The 19261-nt window shown below is 68.1% G+C and carries 16 protein-coding genes; 4 read left to right on the plus strand and 12 right to left on the minus strand.

The features are described 5' to 3' along the window. Window positions 1-56: 56 nt before the first annotated feature. A complete protein-coding gene (locus HW274_RS09295) occupies window positions 57-2963 on the minus strand; it encodes a UvrD-helicase domain-containing protein (RefSeq protein ID WP_185988668.1) in 2907 nt (968 codons plus the stop codon). A 113-nt stretch (window positions 2964-3076) separates the two neighbouring features. Between HW274_RS09295 and HW274_RS09300 the strand changes: the two genes are divergently transcribed. Together HW274_RS09300 and HW274_RS09305 are read left to right on the plus strand one after the other, a co-directional pair. Continuing rightward, window positions 3077-3712 carry a DJ-1/PfpI family protein gene (locus HW274_RS09300; RefSeq protein WP_185988669.1) on the plus strand — a complete coding sequence of 212 codons (636 nt, stop codon included), beginning with the start codon at window positions 3077-3079 and terminating at the stop codon, window positions 3710-3712. Further along, window positions 3693-4166, plus strand: coding sequence for a MarR family winged helix-turn-helix transcriptional regulator (locus tag HW274_RS09305; protein ID WP_185988670.1), 474 nt, complete (start codon window positions 3693-3695; stop codon window positions 4164-4166). The genes HW274_RS09300 and HW274_RS09305 overlap by 20 nt, the downstream gene beginning before the upstream one ends. A gap of 358 nt (window positions 4167-4524) precedes the next feature. Here the strand turns inward: HW274_RS09305 and HW274_RS09310 are convergent, their stop codons facing one another. After that, window positions 4525-4953, minus strand: coding sequence for a nuclear transport factor 2 family protein (locus tag HW274_RS09310; protein WP_185988671.1), 429 nt, complete (start codon window positions 4951-4953; stop codon window positions 4525-4527). 452 nt (window positions 4954-5405) lie between these two features. On the opposite strand from HW274_RS09310, the gene HW274_RS09315 reads away from it, so the two are divergent. Then, on the plus strand, window positions 5406-6401 hold the full coding sequence (locus HW274_RS09315; RefSeq protein WP_185988672.1) for an NADP-dependent oxidoreductase: 996 nt from the start codon (window positions 5406-5408) through the stop codon (window positions 6399-6401). A 37-nt stretch (window positions 6402-6438) separates the two neighbouring features. Further along, a complete protein-coding gene (locus HW274_RS09320; protein ID WP_260679046.1) occupies window positions 6439-6903 on the plus strand; it encodes a MarR family winged helix-turn-helix transcriptional regulator in 465 nt (154 codons plus the stop codon). 159 nt (window positions 6904-7062) lie between these two features. Here HW274_RS09320 and prmC read toward each other — a convergent pair whose 3' ends face one another. From prmC to HW274_RS09370, 10 genes are all read right to left on the minus strand, one after another. Then, window positions 7063-7959 carry a peptide chain release factor N(5)-glutamine methyltransferase gene (gene prmC / locus HW274_RS09325; protein ID WP_185988673.1) on the minus strand — a complete coding sequence of 299 codons (897 nt, stop codon included), beginning with the start codon at window positions 7957-7959 and terminating at the stop codon, window positions 7063-7065. Beyond that, window positions 7949-9043, minus strand: a complete 1095-nt coding sequence (gene prfA, locus HW274_RS09330) for a peptide chain release factor 1 (RefSeq protein ID WP_185988674.1) — start codon at window positions 9041-9043, stop codon at window positions 7949-7951. Before prfA ends, prmC begins: the two co-directional genes overlap by 11 nt. Before the next feature lie 119 nt (window positions 9044-9162). Next, window positions 9163-9375 carry a 50S ribosomal protein L31 gene (rpmE, locus tag HW274_RS09335; RefSeq protein WP_003782958.1) on the minus strand — a complete coding sequence of 71 codons (213 nt, stop codon included), beginning with the start codon at window positions 9373-9375 and terminating at the stop codon, window positions 9163-9165. Between the two features lie 140 nt (window positions 9376-9515). Further along, a complete protein-coding gene (rho, locus tag HW274_RS09340; RefSeq protein WP_185988675.1) occupies window positions 9516-11627 on the minus strand; it encodes a transcription termination factor Rho in 2112 nt (703 codons plus the stop codon). Between the two features lie 377 nt (window positions 11628-12004). Beyond that, window positions 12005-12790: a CE1759 family FMN reductase gene (locus tag HW274_RS09345; RefSeq protein ID WP_081376285.1), complete on the minus strand. Its 786-nt coding sequence runs from the start codon at window positions 12788-12790 to the stop codon at window positions 12005-12007. A gap of 1 nt (window position 12791) precedes the next feature. Then, a complete protein-coding gene (locus HW274_RS09350; RefSeq protein WP_075254857.1) occupies window positions 12792-13940 on the minus strand; it encodes a CE1758 family FMN-dependent luciferase-like monooxygenase in 1149 nt (382 codons plus the stop codon). A 228-nt stretch (window positions 13941-14168) separates the two neighbouring features. Continuing rightward, a complete protein-coding gene (gene thrB, locus HW274_RS09355; protein ID WP_075254858.1) occupies window positions 14169-15071 on the minus strand; it encodes a homoserine kinase in 903 nt (300 codons plus the stop codon). A 1-nt stretch (window position 15072) separates the two neighbouring features. Beyond that, window positions 15073-16401 carry a homoserine dehydrogenase gene (locus tag HW274_RS09360; RefSeq protein ID WP_185988676.1) on the minus strand — a complete coding sequence of 443 codons (1329 nt, stop codon included), beginning with the start codon at window positions 16399-16401 and terminating at the stop codon, window positions 15073-15075. 269 nt (window positions 16402-16670) lie between these two features. Then, a complete protein-coding gene (locus tag HW274_RS09365) occupies window positions 16671-16838 on the minus strand; it encodes a hypothetical protein (RefSeq protein WP_003786832.1) in 168 nt (55 codons plus the stop codon). Between the two features lie 252 nt (window positions 16839-17090). Beyond that, window positions 17091-18914 (minus strand): DUF5979 domain-containing protein, encoded by a 1824-nt coding sequence (locus HW274_RS09370; protein WP_185988677.1) that lies wholly within the window; start codon window positions 18912-18914, stop codon window positions 17091-17093. Between the last annotated feature and the right edge of the window lie 347 nt (window positions 18915-19261).

Below are 19261 nucleotides of genomic sequence, written 5' to 3' on the forward strand. Positions count from 1 at the left end.
CCGCAGCCTTCAGTACGGTTTCCGGTACCGCGGGAGGTTGATGGCGGATGGATCCGTCAGATCTTGGCGACGGGGGCGTAGCGCAGGATGAGGCGCTTGGTGGTGGGGGCACCGTCGATGACGAACTCGACGCGGGCGGTCAGGGACCGTCCCTTGCCCTCCAGGCCGACGACGGTGCCCACCCCGTAGGAGTCGTGGCGCACTTGGTCGCCGGTCCTCAGTCCGGCGACGGCTGCGGGCAGGTCCTCCGAGGCGGCGGCCGGTGAGGGGGCGCTCTGCTTGCCGCGGGCCTCGAGGCGGGCGGAGGTGCGCTTGGCGGCCCGGTCCTGGGCGGTCTCCACGCGCCCCAGCTTGCCCGAGCGCTTGGTGCCTGCGCCCACGGGTGGGGCGAAGTCATCGTCGTCGGAGTAGGAGCTCTGCCGGGAGGAGCCTGAGCGCCGCCCGCCCGAGCCGAAGCCGCCCTCGCCCCAGCTGCTGCCCCAGCCGGTGCCGCCGCCGCGCAGCGCCTCCATGGAGGAGGTCAGGCGCTTCCAGTCGATGGTCTCGTCCGGTACGTCGTCGAGGAAGCGGGATGCGGGCATGGCGTTGGCGGCTCCCCAGGCCGAGCGCACGGCGGCGCGGGTGAGGTAGAGGCGCTCGCGGGCGCGGGTGAGGGCCACGTAGGCGAGGCGCCGTTCTTCGGCGAGTTCGGTCTCCTCGGCCAGGGAGCGGCTGTGGGGGAAGGTGCCGTCCTCCATGCCGGTGACGAAGACGACCGGGAACTCCAGGCCCTTGGCGGTGTGGACGGTCATGAGGGTGATCTGGCCCTGCTCCTCGGCCTGCCGGGCCTCCTCGTCCTCCAGGTCGGCGCTGGGCGGGAGCTGGTCGGAGTCGGCCACGAGTGAGACGCGTTCGAGGAAGTCGGCCAGGGTGCCGTCGGGGTTGGCGGCCTGGAAGTCGCTGGCCACGGAGTGGAGCTCGGCGAGGTTCTCCACGCGGGTGGCGTCCTGGGGGTCGTCGCTGGCGCGCAGCTCGGCGAGGTAGCCCGAGGCGTCCAGGGCGGAGTCGAGGATGTCGGCGACGCCGTCGCCGGCGGTGACCATGTGGCGCAGGGTGGTGAGCAGCTCGTGGAAGCCTCGCACCTGGTTGCGGGCCCGGGTGGTCAGGCCCTCGACCTCGGGCGGCTCGCCGGCCCCGGTGATGGAGGGGGCCTGCCCGTCGGGCTCCTCGGTCTCGCCTGTCTGAGCCTCACGGGGGGCTCCGGCGGCGTCGGCGACGGCCTGCCCGAAGGAGACGGAGTAGCGGGCGGCGTGCTCGGCCAGGGTGCCCTCGGCCTTGTCACCCAGGCCGCGTTTGGGGACATTGAGGATGCGGCGCAGGTTGACGTCGTCGTCGGGGTTGTCGACGGCGCGCAGGTAGGCGATGGCGTCCTTGATCTCGCGGCGGTCGTAGAAGCGGGTGCCGCCGATGACCTTGTAGGGCTGGCCGGCGCACATGAAGGCCTCTTCGAGGGCGCGGGACTGGGCGTTGGTGCGGTAGAAGACGGCGACGTCGCGGGGGCGTACTCCGTGCTCGTCGGCCAGGCGGTCGATCTCCTGGCTGATCCAGCGGGCCTCGTCGTGCTCGGAGTCGGCGACGTAACCGGTGATGGGGGCGCCGTCGCCGGCGGCGGTCCACAGGTTCTTCTCGCGCCTGCCGCTGTTGCGGGAGATGACGGCGTTGGCGGCCGAGAGGATGTTCTGGGTGGAGCGGTAGTTCTGCTCCAGCAGGATGGTGCGCGCCGAGGGGTAGTCCTCCTCGAACTCCTCGATGTTGCGGATGGTGGCGCCGCGGAAGGCGTAGATGGACTGGTCGGAGTCTCCGACGACGGTGAGCTCGCCCGGCGGCAGGGCCGAGCCGGCCCCGGAGGTGCCGGGCCCGCCGACGAGCTCACGCACGAGGACGTACTGGGCGTGGTTGGTGTCCTGGTACTCGTCGACCAGGATGTGGCGGAAGCGGCGCCGGTACATCTCGGCCACGGCCGGGCGGGTCTGGAGCAGGGAGACGGTGCGCATGATGATGTCGTCGAAGTCCAGGGCGTTGGCGGCGCTCAGGCGCTGGGCGTAGGCGCGGTAGACCTCGGCGAGGTGGCGCTCGAGGGGGTTGGAGGTGACGGCGCGCTCGGCGAACTGGGCCGGGGTGATGAGCTCGTTCTTGAGGTCGGAGATGCGGTGGGCGAAGGTCTTGGGGGTGAAGCGCTTGGGGTCGATGCCCAGCTCGCGCACGATGAGGGTGATGAGGCGGGTGGAGTCGGCGGCGTCGTAGATGGAGAAGGTGGAGCGCAGGCCGGCGGCCTCGTGCTCTCGGCGCAGGATGCGCACGCAGGCGGAGTGGAAGGTGGAGACCCACATGCGTTCGCCGGCGGGACCGACCAGGGCGGTGACGCGTTCGCGCATCTCGGCGGCGGCCTTGTTGGTGAAGGTGATGGCCAGGATCTCGCCGGGGCGGGCGCGCCCGGTGGCGATGAGGTGGGCGATGCGGTGGGTCAGGACCCGGGTCTTGCCCGATCCCGCGCCGGCGATGATGAGCAGGGGGGCGCCGGCGTGGGTGACGGCGGACTCCTGGGCGGGGTTGAGGCCATGGATGAGCTCGGCCGGGTCTGAGACTGTGACGCCCCTGGCCGGGCCGGTGGACCGGCCCGAGGGCGCGGCGCCGTCGGCTCGGGCGCGGGCCGCAGCGGCATTGGCCTGGGCGCGGGCGACCAGGGCGGAGACCTCGTCCTGACGCTCCTCCCAGGTGGGGGCTGCGGCGTACTCGTCCTCGGGCGGCGGGACGTCCTCGGGGCCCCAGTCCTCCTCCGGGGCCTCGACCTCGGCCCAGGAGTCATCGTCGAAGGAGCCTGCGGCGGGGACGAGGGCAGGCAGCGCGGCCTCGGGCGGCGGCGTGGCCGCACCGCCGGAGCCGGGCATGGGCAGGGCGCCGAAGAGGGAGTTCATCGCGTTCATCGTGAGGCCAAGCCTAGGCCAGGCCACCGACACGTTGCGCTTTCCCCGCCGCACCGCAGGCCTTCATAGTACGTTGTGAACAGGTTGCGAAAGCCGCTGAGAGAGGAACCGAGATGCGCACCATCGCCCTGTACACGACCGAGACCATGGCGGACTGGGAGTACGCCTACCTCACTACTCAGATCGCGGGCGCGGAGCAGCTCAAGCCCGGTCGCTTTCGGCTGCTGCTCGTGGGCGACGGGCTGGAGCCGGTGCGTACGCTCGGCAACCTGCCGCTGACGCCTGAGGCCGACCTCGACGCCCTAGGTGCTCTGGCCGACGACGGCTCGCTCGCAGCCTTGGTCATCCCTGGAGGGGACCACTACGAGGCCGGGCACGACCGGCTCATCGAGGCAGTCGGCCGTCTCGTGGATCAGGAGATTCCGGTGGCCGCCATCTGCGGTGCCACGCTTCTGTTGGCCCGCAGTGGCTTCCTGGACGAGCGCCGCCACACCTCGAATGCCGCCTCGTACCTGGGGGCCAGTGGGTACCGCGGTGGGGTCCACTACGTGGAGACGCCGGTGGTGACTGATCGGGGCGTCACCACGGCCTCAGGCATTCATGCGATCCCCTTCACCGCGGAGGTCATACGGATCACTGGGCTCGTGCCCGACGCGATGGTCGACGCGTGGGAGCAGGTCTTCCTGAGCGCCCGGGAGGACGACTACATGGCACTCATGGAGGCGACCGTTGCCTGGCAGAACGCCTGAGGGGGACGCCCTCACCGCCTTGGTCCTTCCCGCCTTCGCCCTCAACGGGGAGCTCCTGGAGGCGGCCGCGGCGATTACGGCCCCGCATGAGCTGCCCCCGGCCCGATGGCAGGTGCTGGGCGCCGTACTAGAGGAACCGCTGCCGGTTGCCGAGATCGCACGTCGGATCGGGCTGACGCGGCAGAGCGTGCAGCGGGTGGCCAATGATGTCGTCTCACAGGACTGGGCGCACTGGCAGCCCAATCCCGGGCGGCGCGGTCAGAACCTGCTCGTCCTGACCGGCAAGGGACGGCGAGCGATCACGGCACTCAACGCGGAGCAGCACGCCTCGGCCGACACCGTCGGCCAGGAGATCGGAGAGAAGAACCTGAAGACCCTGGGGACGCTGATCAGCAGGCTTACTGACGCATCACGCCGCTACCGGCAAGCCGCCGGAGAGGAGCCCTCACCTTAAAGCAGGAAACCACGCCCGCCGCGCCGGACCCCGAGCGGGCACCTAGGCCAGGGCACCGACACGTTCCGCCCTGGACGCGCGCTGCCGCACCTCGAATGCCGCCTCGCACCTGGGGGCCAGTGGGTACCGCGGAGGCACGCACTACGAGGAGGCGCCGGTGGTGACTGACCGGGGTGTTGCCACAACCTCAGGCATTCACGCGGCGCTCTTCACTGCAGATGTCATGTGGCCCTCAGGCTCGCGCCCGACGCAATGGCCAATGCCTGGAAGCGGGTCTTCCTCAACGGTCGGGAGGGAGGACTACCCGGCACTCACGACCATTAACGTGCGACGTCACGCAATCGGAGTATCTCGACGCTCAAAGTGGCCGCGTTTCACTCAAAACAAGATGCTGAATGCGACGCTTGATGAGCCAAGCACCATCTGTCAGCACAAGGGTGTCAGTGTAACGATAGGAACGATCCACAACAACGTCCTTACCATCCACCTCTTGCACCAAAATCGCTTTGCCATAGTGAACATCGACGGCGGAATCACCATCAACAGTAATGACTTGCTGACCATTGAGATGATAAGCAGTTTTAATTTCCGAAATTGCCTGTTGAAATACTTCAACAAGCTTGTCCCTGCCATCAAATTCCACCATGACAGAACCGTCCGAGTCATAGACCTCGACATGAACGTCGGAGGTGACGAGCTTAGCCTGCTCAAGCACATCAATCTCCAGGTTCGAGAAAAGATCTATGACTTCACGGATAGCCTCTTTGTGTTCCAACAATGTCGACATGTCACTCCCCCGCTTTCACGGTCGAACTTCTCTGCAAGACGCACTACGAGCATAAGAGGCTAAAACTCGGCACTCACAGCGATATCAATAGTTTGTGACGAACGCAACACGATACAGCCTATAAAAGCCATACGTTTTACAAAAATTAAGTTTCCCAAACACTTCATGCCACCCGCCTCCGGTCGCCACGGCACTCGAGCGCAAATAGTTCTTTATGTACGTCATAACGAAGATCGAACACTCGGGCGCCCCCTCAACACCAACACCTCCAAGCCCTCTCGAGCGAGCAGTCGATCGACGAGAACCCCCTCGACAGTGATGGGGGGTGTCGTGCAGACGGTCGGAGACACCCCGTTGCTCAATCTAGTACGATTGACGTACTATTCATTCAACGAAGTACTTCAGAGCAACGACCAGCCATCTCGCCCTCGAGCGAGCCCAAGGAGGTAACCATGAAGCGAGCGATCGAGTACCGCAGATTCGGCGGGCCAGAGGTTCTGGAGGAGGCCGAGTACCCGGAGCAGGCACCCGGCGACGGAGAGGTACGCATCGCGGTGCGCGCCGTCGGACTCAACCCCCTCGACTTCAAGACCTTCCGCGGTGACCTGCGACGGCTTGAACGGGTTCAGCGCATCATTCATCCTCGACGCTGGTTCGAGGGCGCATCCGCTCACTTCCCCAGGGGCGTGGCCCGGGACTTCGCAGGCGTCATTGACGTCGTCGGTACGAACGTCTCAGACCTCGCCGTGGGCGATGCCGTACTGGGCACATTGCGGAGCGCGCCCGGCCAGGCCGACACCCGCGGGGCGCTCACCACCGAGCTGATAGCGCCCGCCGACGACGTCGTCACGAAGCCGGCTTCGCTGTCCTTCACACAGGCGGCCTGCCTGGGCGTGGCTGCGCAAACCGCGTGCGGCGCATTCAGGCAGTTGAACCTGCGCGAGGGTGATGTCATTGTCATCAGTGCCGCCGCGGGCGGTGTAGGTTCGGTCGCCTCTCAGCTGGCCGTGAGCCGAGGCGCCACCGTCATCGGAATCGCCGGCGCCCGCAATACGGACTACCTCCGCTCCTTGGGCGCTATTCCAGTCACCTACGGTGAGAATCTGACCAACCGGATTCGCGAAGCGGCTCCCTCCCCCGTCACCAAGCTCCTGGACTGCTACGGCGGCACCTACGTACGGCTTGGCCGCGATCTCGGACTGACGGGCCGCGCCATCGGCACCCTGGTTCCCTCACCTGCGGCGATCCTCAGGGGCGCGCAGTTCACCGGCTCGCGGCACAGCAGTGGACGCGGCGACCTCGAGGAGGTGGCACAGCTGGTGGCGGACGACGCCATCAAGGTCGAGCCCGCCCGCACCTACTCCTTCACACTGGAGCAGATTCGCGCCGCCTACACCGAGCTGGCAAAGGGCCACGTCCGCGGCAAGCTCGTCATCGATCTATCCTGACACTCATCCATGCTCACCCCGATCAGGAGAAGGTCACTTGAGCGGAGGGATTCACAATCAGCGTCTCATCCGGGCGTTACGCGCCATGAACAGCGAGCTCGCCGCCAGCAACCGTGCTGTCGCTGCGAGAACCGGGCTCAATGACAGTGATCTGGCGGTACTCGACATCCTGTACCGCGATGGTCCGCAGACCCCCACTGCCCTCGCCCGCCGCACCCGGATGGGGACAACAACGATGACGAGCGTGCTGCGGCGACTCGTCCGCGATGGCTGGGTTGAGCGTCGCCCCAGTGAGACGGACCTGCGATCCTTCACCATCCACGCCACAAGCGCTGATCGTCTTGCCGAGATATTCCTGCCCGCCAACCGGAAACTGACGGCACTGGTCGAGCACTGGCCGGACAGCCAGGTCGATCAGCTCATTGAGTTCCTGGAGGGCGCCACAACAGTGATCCACGAGTCGGCGGATCGGCTATCCTCCGCAGGCGGTCGCAACTCCTGACCCAGATCGTGCACCCAATCGACGAGCGGCGATTCCACACCCGCTCAAACCGCGACACCTCAGCTCACCGATTACGAGCGCGCGTCACGCTGCCATCACAAGTACCCGCGGCGGTCAGGCTTGGGACGGCCTTGAGAGCCACCTCTGCCGGAGTGGGGCCTACCGCACGGCGCGCAGGTAGCGGTCGCGGCCGGTGAGGTCCTGACCGGTCTCGGCCTTCTTGAACCCGGCCCCGAGCGCAGCCGCACGCAGCAGCGCCCCCTGCTCGTGGTCGTGCTCCATGATGAGCACCCCGCCGGTGCGCAGCAGCGCGACCGAGCGCACCAGGACGTCAATCGGAATCTCCAGCCCGTCCGGGCCCCCGCCGTAGAGTGCCACCGTGGGCTCGTGCTGCTCCGTCTCGGTGTCCTCCACGGCACCGGCCGGCACGTAGGGCGGGTTGGAGACGACGACGTCGACCTGCCCGTTGAGGTCGTGAAGGACCAGCGGGTCGGTGGCGTCGGCGTGGATCACCTCGACGCGACCGGGCACCAGCCGCTCACAGTTCTCGCGAGCCAAGGACGCCGCCGTCTCACTGATCTCGACAGCGACCACCCGGGCTCCCGGCACCTCCTTGGCGACGCAGGCCGCGATCGCCCCCGAGCCGGTGCACAGGTCCGCGGTCAGGACCACTCCCCCGCCGCCGTCCATGACCTCACGGGCCGCCTCAATGGCGGCCCCGGCCACCACCTCGGTCTCCGGGCGCACGATGAACACGCCGGGACGGCTGATGAGCTCGGCGCCCCGCAGCCACATGCGCCCAATGATGTGCTGGAGGGGCTCGCGGCACTCGCGGCGCAGCACGAGCGCGTCATAGGCGGCCGGGAAGTCGCCATCGGCGCCGTCGGCCAGCAGCAGGGCCCGCCCCAGCAGGTGCTCGGCCAGAATGCGGGCATCGACCTGAGGGCTGGTCACGCCGGCCGCCGCCAGCCGACCGGCCGCCTGACGCACCAGCGCCCGCAGCCCGTAGCGGTCCACCGCGCCCGCCGGCGCGCCGCCACACAACTCAGGAACCACTGCCCTCACCCACCTGGGATAATCGTTCAGCCTCGTCCATGGCGATGGCCGAGGCGATCACCGGGCCGAGGCCACCGTCAAGAACGGCGTCGAGGTTGTAGGCCTTGAAGCCGGTGCGGTGGTCGGCGATCCGGTTCTCAGGGAAATTGTAGGTGCGGATGCGCTCGGAGCGGTCCACAGTGCGCACCTGACTGCGACGGGCCTGCGCCGCCTCGGCGGCGGCCGCCGCCGCGCGCTCGGCCAGGAGCCGGGCCCGCAGGACCCGCATGGCCGCCTCCTTGTTCTGCAGCTGGGACTTCTCGTTCTGCATGGACACGACGATCCCCGTGGGCAGGTGCGTGATGCGCACGGCCGAGTCCGTGGTGTTGACACTCTGGCCCCCCGGCCCCGAGGAGCGGAAGACGTCGATGCGCAGGTCGGCGGCGTCGATCTGGAGCTCACCGGGGTCGTCGGCCTCCGGCATGACCAGGACACCGGCCGCGGAGGTGTGGATGCGGCCCTGGGACTCGGTGACCGGGACGCGCTGGACGCGGTGGACGCCGCCCTCGTACTTCAGGTGCGCCCATACCCCGTCCTGAGGCTCCACCGGCCCACGGGTCTTGATGGCCAGCCGCACGTCCTTGTAACCGCCCAGGTCCGAGTCGGTGGCGTCCAGGACCTCCACGGCCCAGCCCTGCCGCTCGGCGTAGCGGGAGTACATGCGGGCCAGGTCGGAGGCGAACAGCGCCGACTCCTCACCGCCCTCACCGGCCTTGACCTCGATGATGACATCCCGGGCGTCGTCGGGGTCCCGGGGCACGAGGACCTCGCGCAGGTGCTCACCGGCAGCGGCCTCGGCGGCCTCCAGCGCCGGAACCTCAGCGGCGAAGTCCTCGTCCTCCGCAGCCAGCTCGCGGGCATCGGCCAGATCGGCACTGGCCGACTGCCAGACCCGGTAGGCGGCCACGACCCTGCCCAGCTCGGCATAGCGGCGCCCCAGCCGACGCATGGCACCGGGGTCGGCGGCCGCGGGCCCGGCCATCTCGGCCTCGATGTCCGCGTACTCGGCCAGGAGCAGCTCTGCGGCGGAGAAGTCCTCACTCATGGACTCGAATTCCTTCACTGGCTAGGAGTCGTGCTGACGGGCACCAGCGGCACTCGTGCGATATGCAAACGACGCCGACGGCGACTCTGGGAGCCGGCCGCCGGCGTCGTGAGACGCGGCTACTTGCTGCGCTTGCCGTACCGGGCCTCGAAGCGGGCAACGCGGCCACCAGTGTCGAGGATCTTCTGCTTGCCGGTGTAGAACGGGTGGCAGGCCGAGCACACGTCCACGCGGATCTCACCGGAGGTGACGGTGGAACGGGTCTCGAAGGTGTTGCCACAGGTGCACGTGACCGTGGTGGCCACGTAGTCGGGGTGGATGCCCTGCTTCATAGGTTTCTCCTTAAGCGTCAGAGGGTCCCGGGTCCCACGCGGAAGCGAGGGTGAACCGGAGGCCAGCAGCAGACTATGCCACCGGCTGCCGGCCCATGCAACGGTTTTACCGCGTGAGACCGGGCACCTGGCCGGTTGCTTTACTCGTCCTCGCCGTCGGCCAGGGAGGTGCCGGCCGGAGTGGTCTTGGACAGCACCATGAGGAACTCGGCGTTGGACTGGGTGTCCTTGAGCTTGGAGAGCACCAGCTCGATGGCCTGCTGCTGCTCCAGCCCGGCGAAGAGGCGGCGCAGACGCCACATGATCTTGAGCTGGGCGGGGTCGATGAGCAGCTCCTCGCGGCGGGTGCCGGAGGCCGCCACGTCCACGGCCGGGAAGATGCGCTTGTCGGCGAGCTGGCGCGACAGCCGCAGCTCCATGTTTCCGGTCCCCTTGAACTCCTCGAAGATGACCTCGTCCATCTTGGAGCCGGTCTCCACCAGGGCCGTGGCCAGGATGGTCAGGCTGCCGCCGTTCTCCACGTTGCGGGCCGCCCCGAAGAAGCGCTTGGGCGGGTAGAGGGCGGAGGCGTCCACACCACCGGAGAGGATCCGGCCGCTGGCCGGGGCTGCCAGGTTGTAGGCGCGCCCGAGCCGGGTGATGGAGTCCAGCAGCACGACGACGTCCTGGCCCAGCTCCACGAGGCGCTTGGCGCGCTCGATAGCCAGCTCGGCCACGATCGTGTGGTCGGAGGCGGGGCGGTCGAAGGTGGAGGCGATGACCTCGCCCTTGACCGTGCGCTGCATGTCGGTGACCTCCTCGGGGCGCTCGTCGACGAGCACGACCATGAGGTGGGCCTCGGGGTTGTTGACGCTGATGGCGTTGGCGATCTGCTGCAGAACGATCGTCTTACCCGCCTTGGGCGGGGAGACGATGAGCCCGCGCTGCCCCTTGCCGATGGGCGAGACCAGGTCGATGATCCGCGGGGTGACGGCCTTGGGCGTGGTCTCCAGGCGCAGCTGCTCCTGGGGGTAGAGGGGGGTGAGCTTGGCGAACTCGGGGCGGCGCTTGGAGCGCTCGGCGTCCATGCCGTTGACGGTCTCGACACTGACCATGGGGTTGTACTTGACCCGGCCGGCCCGGTTCTGACGGCGGTTGTTGCGCCCGCCCTGATGGGGCGTGGAGGACTCTCCGCCCTCACGGACCCAGCCGGTCACGGCGTCGCCGGCACGCAGCCCGTTGTCCTTGATGAGCTGGTTGGAGACGTAGACGTCCTTGGGGCCGGGCAGGTACCCGGAGGTGCGCAGGTAGGCGTGCTGGTTATCGGTGACGTCCAGGATGCCGGCGACCGGCAGGAGGACCTCGTCCTCACGCGGCTGGTTGCGGTTGCCGCGCCCGGCGGAGCCGTCCCGGCCCTCACGGCCGGAGTCGCGGTCATCACGGTCGAAGCGGTCGCGTCCGCGCTTGCGGCCCCGACGACGGCGCCCACCGCGCTCCTCGTCGTAGCCGTCGGACTCATTGTTGCCGTCACGGCCCCGGCGCGAACGCTCCTGGGGCTCGACGACGGAGGTCCCGGTGGCGTCGGCAAGGTCCCGCATGAGGGCGGCCTTGGCGTCGGCGTGGTCCTCGGGTGAGTCGGTACGGGGCTCGTGTGTGGCGCGCTCCTGGTTCTCGGGGGCGCCGGCGGAGGCCTGGGCGCGCCGGCGGCCGCGGCGGAACTGGTCGCGCGAGGAGCGCTCGCCCCGCTCCGAGCGGCCATAGGAGTCACGGTCATCGCCCTCACTGGTCTCGGAGCGCTCGGCGCGCTCAGCGCGCTCGCGCCACCGGCTGCGTGCGGGGCGCTCCTCGTCACGGCCGGAGCCGCTGTCCGAGTCACTGCCGGAGGAGCCGGAGCGATCTGGCAGATCGAGGCCCAGGTCGAGGGCCGGCGCGGACTGACGCTCCTCGGGGGCCCCGGAGGCCGCGGTGGCGCGACGACGGCGGGAGCGCCCGGAGGCCGCGGCCGGGGGCTGCTCCGGTGCGGGCTCACTGGCCGCTGAGGCGGCGGAGGAGGAGTCGGCGGCGTTGGTCACCCCGGCATCGGGCGAGCTCTTCGACGTGCTGTCGGAGTCGGGAGTGGAGACGGAGGAGCCGCGCGCCTCACGGATGGCGGCGACGAGCTCACTCTTACGCATACGGGAGGTGCCCTTGAGGCCCATGGAACCGGCGAGCGACTGAAGCTCGGCCAGACGCATGGTGGAAAGCGAGGGCTGGGCGCTGGAGGTCTCGGTCACGAGTGTCCTAACGGTGTGATAACGCTCCGACAAAGGAGACGTTCAACTGGGGAGACTTCCCCGGAATCATTCACGGGGGTGGGTCATGCACTGCCGGCTTCTGCTGAGACCTGAGTCTCAGGTCCGGGGCTGGTGCGGTCAGCGGCATGGTGCGATCCGTGCGGCCGACAGCGTCATCATAGCAGCCCGGAGAAGCAGCACCTAACGGAACACTGGCGAGCAACGCCGGGGATGCAGCCATTATTCCAACCATGACACTTCTCATCGTCGCCGTGACGCCGGTGGGGCCGACCGTACCCACGATCAGCCCCACCGGAATGATCGACTCGGACACCACCAAGCCGACTCTTGCCCTTCAAGCCCCCAGGCTCACGACCTCAACGACCTGCGAGAAGCGCCTCCATGGGCGCGAAGTCGGCCAACGGGTCAACCGGCGCCTGGCGCGGGAAGCGCTCCATGAGCGTGGCCAGCTCCCGTCCCGCCCGGGCCACGCGCTCACTCAAGGGCGACTCGGGCCTCTCCGAGGATGATGGCGTCTGCCAGGCCGCACCGAAGTCTTCACTGGCCGCGAAGACGGCGGTCTGCGTCGGAAGGGCCTTCATGTAGACCACCAGCGGCCGCAGCGCCATCTCGGTCACAAGACTGTGCCGCGCAGTGCCGGCCGTCGCCCCCAGCAGGACAGGGACGCCCTCAAGTGTGCCGGCCGGCAGCACATCCATGGCGGACTTGAACAGTCCGGAGTAGGAGGCCTGAAAGACCGGGCTGACAAGGATGACACCGTCAGCGGCGGACAGGGCATCGACCACCTTCTGCAGGTCGGCGGACACCGGTCCACCCACACTGGCCAGGGCGATGTCCTTGACCAGGGGCCTGAGCCCGATGACCTCGATGCTGGCCAGGCGGGAGTCGGCCTCCAGGGCCTTGCGGGTCGACTCAGCCAGCCGCTCGGCGAGCATCTGCGAGGTCGAGGGTTCCGAGACCCCGGCGTGCAGAGCCACGATCCGGCTCAGACGTCCCATCTGGGTATTGGCGAAGGCGTCATAGGTCGGCGATCCGGCCAGGGACTGGGTGCCCCCGGACGGGGCGATGGGCGTAGTCGTGTCGGCGGTCATGTCATCCATCTCCTGCCTGTCACTCGTCGTGTCACGGGTTTCCCATGCCATCTCAGATCCTCACCTTCCGGCCCGTGAGCGGGTCGAACTCGTTGGACATGGAGAAGGGCTCCTCAGCCGGAGGCTCCGCCCCCTCTAGCAGGGCCCGGTGGCGCGGGTGGAGCGGCGCGTCGGGAACCCCCTCGGGCCTGGTGGGCTCCAGCTCGGCGCGCAGCGCCGGGACGATCTCGGAACCGAGGTACTCGATCTGCTTCATGATCTCCTTGTGCGGGACGCCGCCCAGGTCCACGTTGAAGGCCTGACGCTGGTAGTCGCCGATCGCGTCCCGGTAGGTCAGGTACTTCTCCACGATCTGCTCGGGCGTGCCGACGGCGAGAGGCGTGTGCTGCGTCATCTCCTCCAGCGACGCCCCCTGGTAGACGTAGGTGTTGCGGAAGTAGGGGGTGTAGCGCTCGATGGCCTCGGCCTCACTCCTGGCGGCGAAGATCTGTCCGCCCAAGCCCACGATCGCCTGCTCGGGCTTGCCGTGGCCGTAGAATGCGAAGCGTTCGCGGTAGAGGTCGACCATTTTCTTGACGTGATCGATGGGCCAGAAGATGTTGTTGTGCAGGTATCCGTCTCCGTAGTAGGCAGCCTGCTCGGCGATCTGGGGCGAGCGGATGGAGGCGTGCCACACGAAGGGCGGGACGCCGTCGAGCGGGCGGGGCATGGAGGTGAAGTCCTGCAGCGCGGTGCGGAACTCGCCCTCCCAGTCCACGTTGGTCTCGCGCCACAGGCGGCGCAGCAGGTCGTAGTTCTCCACCGCGAGCGAGATGCCCTTGCGGATGTCCTTGCCGAACCAGGGGTAGACGGGGCCGGTGTTGCCTCGCCCCATCATGAGGTCGACGCGTCCGTCGGAGAGGTGCTGAAGGTAGGCGTACTCCTCAGCCAGACGCACTGGGTCGTTGGTGGTGATAAGAGTGGTCGCGGTGGTCAGGAGCAGCTTGTCCGTGCGTGCGGCGATGTTGGCCAGCAGGGTCGTGGGTGACGACGGCGCGAAGGGTGGGTTGTGGTGCTCCCCGGTAGCGAAGAAGTCCAAACCTGCCTGCTCGGCCAGGACCGCCATCTCGACTGTGTTCTTGATGCGCTGGTGCTCACTGGGGGCCTTGCCAGTAGCCGGATCGGTCGTGATGTCTCCAACTGTGAAGATTCCGAACTGCATCAGACGTCCTCCCTGTTCTCAACACTGGATTTCAATGATTTCTTGTGTACTGAGAGAACTGGAGAAGCCCATAGTTTATTTCTCAACTATCCAGATGTGGTGCACATCCCACGTGGAAGCAGGGCTCTGCTGCCTCACCGAGGATTCGAGACGGACACAGATCGCGGGCGTCCTCGGACTCGAGGGCGCCCGCGATCAGGGAGCGGATGAAGAAGCCATTCGCTCGGATCAGGAGGTCAGGACCGCCCCACGGGTGTCGATTCCGGGGCTGAGCACGCTCCAGCCGTGGTTCTCCAGCGCGAATCGGGTCTGGTCGGCCAGCGTGGACAGCACCAGCACCGTGGGACCGGCGCCGGAGATGACGGCCGGGTAGCCCTGCTCGCGCAGGGAGTCCATGACGGCCATCGAGGCGGGCAGGACTCCGCGCCGGTACTCCTGGTGGAGGCGGTCCTCGGTTCCGGCCATGAGCAGGTCGGGACGTCCGGCGAGCGCCAGCATGAGCACGGCGGCCCGGGAGGTGTTGAACAGGGCGTCCTCGCGCGGCACGGAGACCGGCAGGACCTGACGGGCCTCCTTGGTGGACAGGCGCGTCGTCGCCGGAGGGATGAGCAGGCTCACCCCGAGGGAGGCGTCCACGGGCATGGGCGCCATGCGCGGGTGCCCGCCGCGCTCGACCCAGGCGACGGTGGCGCCTCCGAACACGGCGGGCGCGACATTGTCGGGGTGGCCCTCGAAGTCGGTGGCCAGGGCGAAGATCCGGTCGTCGCTGAGAGCCTCGGGCTCGGCGATGAGGCCGCGCGCCAGCATGAGTCCGGCCACGGCGGCACTGGCGGACGAGCCCATGCCCCCGCCGTGGGGAATCCGGTTGACGCAGCGCATCTCGAAGCCGGCCTGCGGGGCGCCGACGGCGTCCAGACCGGCTCGCAGCGCCTGCACGACGAGGTTGTTGTCATCGGTGGGGACCGTCTCGGCGCCCACGCCCTCGACAATGACGCGGGTAGTACCGGTGATCGGCCGCACCGAGACCTCGTCGTAGTAGCGGAAGGCCATGCCGAAGGAGTCGAAACCGGGTCCCATGTTCGCCGTCGTGGCCGGAACCCGGACGGCCGCGCGCTCGTAGACGATGCGCATGTCACTCGCCCTCGACGCGTTGGATGGAGACGACCTCGGCGACCCGGTCGGACTCCCGCAGACCCTCGACGGCGGCGTCAAGGTGGAAGACGGGGGCCGGGTGCGTCACGAAGGTGACGACGGCCTGGTCGTGACTGCCATCGGAGGTGACGTAGGCGCTCTGGCGCACCGAGTTGATGGAGACCTCGTTCTCGGCGAAGACGGAGGCCATCGCAGCCAGGGAGCCGACGGCGTCGTCTGAGCGCAGCTGGATCTGGTAGCGGGTGACGGCGGCCTCGGGGCCGAGGACCGGCAGGCTCGCGTAGGAGGACTCGCGGGGGGCCTGGCCGCCGTGGACCCGGTGGGCGGCGGCGGCGACGACGTCGGACAGGACCGCCGAGGCGGTCGGGGCTCCCCCGGCTCCCTGACCGTAGAACATGAGGCGCCCGGCGCTCTCGGCCTCGACGAGGACGGCGTTGTAGGCGCCGTGAACGCTGGCCAGTGGGTGGTCGTTGGGGACGAGGGCGGGGTGGACGCGCACGGAGACGCCTTGCGCGTGTTCGTCGTCGCGGCGCTGGGCGATGGCGAGGAGCTTGAGCTCGCAGCCCGAGGCGTGAGCCTCGCGGATGTCGTCGGCGGTGACCTTGCGGATGCCCTCAACTGAGACGTCGTCGAGGCCTACGCGGGTGTGGAAGGCGAGGGAGGCGATGATGGCGGCCTTGGCGGCGGCATCCAGGCCGTCGACGTCGGCGGTGGGGTCGGCCTCGGCGTAGCCGAGCTCCTGGGCGGTGGCCAGGGCGGTCTCGAAGGACAGTCCCTTGGTGCTCATCTCGTCGAGGATGTAGTTGGTGGTGCCGTTGACGATGCCGAGCACGCTGGTGACGCGGTCGCCGGCCATCGACTCGCGCAGCGCGTAGACCACCGGGATGGCGCCGGCGACAGCGGCCTCGTAGTAGAAGTCGGTGCCTGCGGCCGCGGCGGCGGTGTAGAGCTCGGGGCCGTGGGCCGCGATGAGGGCCTTGTTGCCGGTAATGACGCTGGCCCCGGCCTTGAAGGCGGCCAGGATGAGGGTGCGGGCCGGCTCGATCCCGCCAATGAGCTCGATGACCAGGTCGTTGCCGGTGGCGACAGCGGTGGCGTCATCGGTGAGGAGGTCCTGGGGGACGGCGAAGTCACGCGGCGCGTTGACGTCGCGGACGGCGACGCCCGTGATCTCAAGACGTGCGCCGGAGCGGGCGGCGAAGTCGTCGGCCTGCTCGGTGAGGAGGCGAATGACCTGGCTGCCGACGGTCCCGGCGCCGAGGACGCCGACGGTCAGTGTGCGCTGGGCGGGTGAGAGGTCCTGAGCCACGGGATGACCACCTTGCTGTGTGTGCTGTGTTGCGTGCCGCGCGTGGGCACTTCGACTGCGTCATGCGATGGGGCCGATCGGCTGGCACGGTCAACCGACCGCCCACCGGCGCTGGCCATCACTGCGGGCCAGCATAAGGGGCATCGGCCGTGGAGCGCTTGCATGTCCGCCTGTGGACACACGGCCGGCCCTGTGCTCCCCAGTGCGATGAGGCCGGCAGGGGTGCTTCCGGCGCCGGCCTGAGGCTGCGCGCGGACGGGGTGGGGCTCTCAGCGACGCCAGATGATCTGCTTGAGCAGTCGGCCGATCACCCGTCCCAGGCCCAGGGATACCGGGGCAGCTGCGCTGTCGGAGTACCCCCAGGCCGGAGGCGGCTGCTCCAGGGAGGACAGGAAGGAGGTCAGTGAGGACGATGAGGAAGAGGTCGTTGCGCTCATGCCTTCAGGTTAGAAAACAGCCGTGCGATAAGCGCCCCTCGAGAGAATGATTGGTGGGGAGGCTTCCTCCTCCCCATGGCCGAGACGATCGGACGGGGCTCTCCTGCTTTCGGCAGATCCGCCGAGCCAGGCCGTCGGGGCGGGACCCCTGCGCGCAGACAGCCAGTGGCCCCGCCCCGGTTGAACCGGAGAGGGGCCACTGGACGGGCTCTGCTGACAGAGCGTTCAGGCTCGAGACACGGTTACCCGCGTTCAGGAGGCGTTGCGGCGACGAGCCACCAGCAGGGCACCGCCACCCAGGCCGGCGCCGGCGAGCAGCACGAGCGCAACGGCGTTAGCACCGGTGTGCGCCAGCGGCGGGGTGCCGCCGTTCGGCGTCTTCGGGGTGGAGGTGGGCGGCACCGGAGCACCCGGGGTGCTCGGCGGCTGCTGCGTGGTGGTCGGCGGGGTCGCCGGCGGGTTGTCCACCGTGGGCGGGGCCTGCGTGGTGGTCGGCGGGGTCGCCGGCGGGTTGTCCACCGTGGGCGGGGCCTGCGTGGTCGTCGGCGGCGTCGAGGTGGTCGTCGTCGTGTTGGTCAGAGAGACATTGACGATCTCCTGGTCGCGGATGGTGAAGGTGTTGGTCTTCTGGCCGTCGATGGTGAAGACCGGCTCGCCCCAGCTGAAGCCGGAGGCGGCGGGCTGGGCCTTGGAGGTGTCCTCGGTGAGCGTGACCTTGGTACCCACGGGGAAGGTGCCGTCGAAGGTGACCGGCTCACCGGGCTTGACCGTGACGGAGGAGGTTCCGGTGCGGCCCTCGCCGGTGGCCTTCTGGCCCTCGGGAGCCTTCCAGTCCGGGTAGGAGCTGGCAGCGGCCGGCAGCTCGTAGGCGACGTCGACGACGAAGCTGGAGCCGGCGGCCTTCGCGGCAGCATCGCCCTCGACGACCTTGGTCACGTTGAAGCTGCCGAAGCCGGGCTCCATCTGGACCGAGATGTCGAAGTACTGGACGTAGGACTGCTTCTGGGTGCTGGTCAGGTCCGTACCGTTGAGGTTCACGGTGTTCTCGTAGGAGGTGCCTCGGGAGGCGGCGACGGCCTTGCCGTTGGCGTCCACGAAGGAGACGGGGTACTCCAGGGTGAAGTTGGTGCCGTTCTGGAACGGACCGGTCACCTCGTAGGTGGCGGTGCGGCCGTCCTCGGAGTAAGTGGCCTTGACGTCGTAGTCACCGTACTGGGTGGTGGAGTCCTGACCGGCGGCGTTGGTCAGCGGGACGGACTTGCCGTCAGCAGGACGCAGGTTGAGGACCGTGCGGGTGGCGTCGGCCTGATTGAAGGTCATGCCGCCACCGAGGGTGTCGGTGAAGACGATACTCTGGCGGGAGCCGTCGAAGGTCTTGCCGAGCTTGCCACCAGTGGTCTGGTTGGTCCCGAAGTTCACACCCCAGGTCAGCTCCTTGTAGTTGTTGTAGAAGCTGGAGGCCCACTTGGTGAGCTCCCAGTCGCTCTCCTTGGGGCCGCCGATGCCGCCGCCACCGGGCAGGGTGACGGTCGTGGTGACGCCGTTGACGGTGAAGTCAACGGACTGCACGTCGGTGGCCTTGGCGACGGACACCAGGGCGGAGCCGGAACCCTTGAAGTTGTGGAAGCCGGCGGCCTTGAGCTCGTCAACCTTGGAGTTGAAGGTGCAGGTGACGTCCTTGACGGTCAGGGTGCAGGTACCGACCTCGACATCCTTGCCGCCGTACTCGACGGTCATGGGGTGGGTCTCGTTGTTCTGCAGGTTGGTGAAGTACTCACCCAGACCGATCGTGAAGGAGTCGCCGCTCTTGAGGTTGGCGTCGACGCCGCTCCAGTCGAAGCTGAGACGGGCGAGGTCGTAGGTGTTGAGCTGTCCGTCCTGCTCAACGTTGTTGCCGTCCACCCGTGTCAGAGACAGGTTGGTGACGTTGACGCTCTTGTTCTGCTCAGCGCTCGCCTGAGGGGCGAACTGAGACAAGATCGCGACAAGGAAGAGAGTGAGGATGGCGGCGGCCCCCCTCACCGCCCCTCGCGTGAGGGCCGGCCGAGAGGCGGCGCCCGTGGACATTGTGTTCATGGGTTCTCCGGATTCCTGGCATAGATGACAAGGGTCTGCCTTGTGAAACATCACCGAACGTTCCCACCGTCTGTTCAGGAGAGGGAAAGGCCGCCCCGTGATGACCAAGACCACTGTGTCACAAACCGACTGATTGGGAACAGGGAACACTCAAAACACGCGCGACGTCACAGTCTCGTCACATCCAAATCTTCCTATTCTGACAAACGTCAGCCTGCCATATTGTAGGTTTCCTACAAGGAATCTGTCGTCGAGCCATGCCACCCCTGTGTCTCCCCTATCAAGCAAGCCGCGCTTCAGTTGTGTCAGCCCTCCAAAACAACCGCTATCCACCCCGCTTTTGAAGC

This window comes from Actinomyces sp. oral taxon 169 (assembly GCF_013394715.1).
Taxonomy (GTDB): domain Bacteria; phylum Actinomycetota; class Actinomycetes; order Actinomycetales; family Actinomycetaceae; genus Actinomyces.

Excerpts from the sequence above, each read along its gene's own strand:
- HW274_RS09350 (WP_075254857.1), bottom strand. The coding sequence starts at position 13,940 with ATGCAGTTCGGAATCTTCACAGTTGGAGACATCACGACCGATCCGGCT.
- HW274_RS09310 (WP_185988671.1), bottom strand. The coding sequence starts at position 4,953 with ATGTCGACATTGTTGGAACACAAAGAGGCTATCCGTGAAGTCATAGAT.
- HW274_RS09365 (WP_003786832.1), bottom strand. The coding sequence starts at position 16,838 with ATGAGCGCAACGACCTCTTCCTCATCGTCCTCACTGACCTCCTTCCTG.
- thrB (WP_075254858.1), bottom strand. The coding sequence starts at position 15,071 with ATGCGCATCGTCTACGAGCGCGCGGCCGTCCGGGTTCCGGCCACGACG.
- HW274_RS09345 (WP_081376285.1), bottom strand. The coding sequence starts at position 12,790 with ATGGCATGGGAAACCCGTGACACGACGAGTGACAGGCAGGAGATGGAT.
- HW274_RS09300 (WP_185988669.1), top strand. The coding sequence starts at position 3,077 with ATGCGCACCATCGCCCTGTACACGACCGAGACCATGGCGGACTGGGAG.
- HW274_RS09370 (WP_185988677.1), bottom strand. The coding sequence starts at position 18,914 with ATGAACACAATGTCCACGGGCGCCGCCTCTCGGCCGGCCCTCACGCGA.
- rpmE (WP_003782958.1), bottom strand. The coding sequence starts at position 9,375 with ATGAAGCAGGGCATCCACCCCGACTACGTGGCCACCACGGTCACGTGC.
- HW274_RS09315 (WP_185988672.1), top strand. The coding sequence starts at position 5,406 with ATGAAGCGAGCGATCGAGTACCGCAGATTCGGCGGGCCAGAGGTTCTG.
- prfA (WP_185988674.1), bottom strand. The coding sequence starts at position 9,043 with ATGAGTGAGGACTTCTCCGCCGCAGAGCTGCTCCTGGCCGAGTACGCG.
- HW274_RS09295 (WP_185988668.1), bottom strand. The coding sequence starts at position 2,963 with ATGAACGCGATGAACTCCCTCTTCGGCGCCCTGCCCATGCCCGGCTCC.